Source organism: Pseudonocardia nigra (assembly GCF_019396355.1).
Taxonomy (GTDB): Bacteria; Actinomycetota; Actinomycetes; order Mycobacteriales; family Pseudonocardiaceae; genus Pseudonocardia; species Pseudonocardia nigra.
The window spans coordinates 1-889 of the sequence record NZ_JAHKRK010000525.1; the positions used below are offsets into that span (position 1 = coordinate 1).

Sequence of the window (889 nt, forward strand, 5' to 3'; positions counted from 1 at the left end):
GCTAGTGGCTCGACACGCAGTGTCGACCAGGTAATTGATCTCGCAGGTCAAGCCCGGGAGGCTGCCCGCACGTCGAGTGCGGGAGGTGGTTGTGGCTCGCAGACCGAGCGTGTTCGTGCGGCCGTTGTCGATGGACGAGGGCCGCAAGCTGCAGCGCATCACCCGGACCGCGACCAACCCGGTCCGGATGCGCCGCGCGATCGTGGTCCTGATGTCCGCCCAGGGCCAGACCGTCCGCGACATCACATCGTTGCTGCAGGTCAGCGACGACTACGTACGCGATGTGATCCACGCGTTCAACGAGCGGGGGTTCGACGCGCTGGACCCAAAACCGAGCGGGGGACGGCCGAAGAAGATCGGTGAGCAGCTCCGCCAGTGGATCTGCACCATCGCCCGGACGTCCCCCACCGACTGGGGCATCACCGCGTTCTCCACCTGGTCACTGGCCAAGCTGCGCGAGCACCTGCTCAGCGAGGGCATCGTCGCCGAGCTCAGCCGCGAGACGCTGCGCCGGATCCTGCACGCCGGCGGTGTCTCGTGGCAGACCACGACCACCTGGAAGGCATCCACCGACCCGGACTTCATTGCCAAGATGCACCGGGTCCTGGACCTGTACGACCACCCACCGGCCGACGGCCGGGTGGTCTGCGTCGATGAGTTCGGGCCGCTGAACCTGCAGCCACGCAAGGGCAAGGCCTGGCGGCCCCAGCGGCGGCCTCGGCGGCAGCGCGCGACCTACACCCGCACGTCCGGGGTGATGCACATGCTCGCCGCACTGGATCTGACCACCGGCACGCTGTTCTACCGGATCCGGGATCGCAAACGCTGGATCGAGTTCCTCGACCTGCTCAAGGTCCTGCGGGCCCGCTGGCCCGGCGAGAAGCTCTAC

The 889-nt window shown here is 67.9% G+C and carries 1 protein-coding gene; it reads left to right on the forward strand.

Annotated elements, in window-relative coordinates:
* Positions 1–91: 91 nt before the first annotated feature.
* Positions 92–889, forward strand: a 798-nt coding sequence (locus KME75_RS42010) for an IS630 family transposase (RefSeq protein ID WP_308283540.1), incomplete at its 3' end; no start/stop codon positions are given.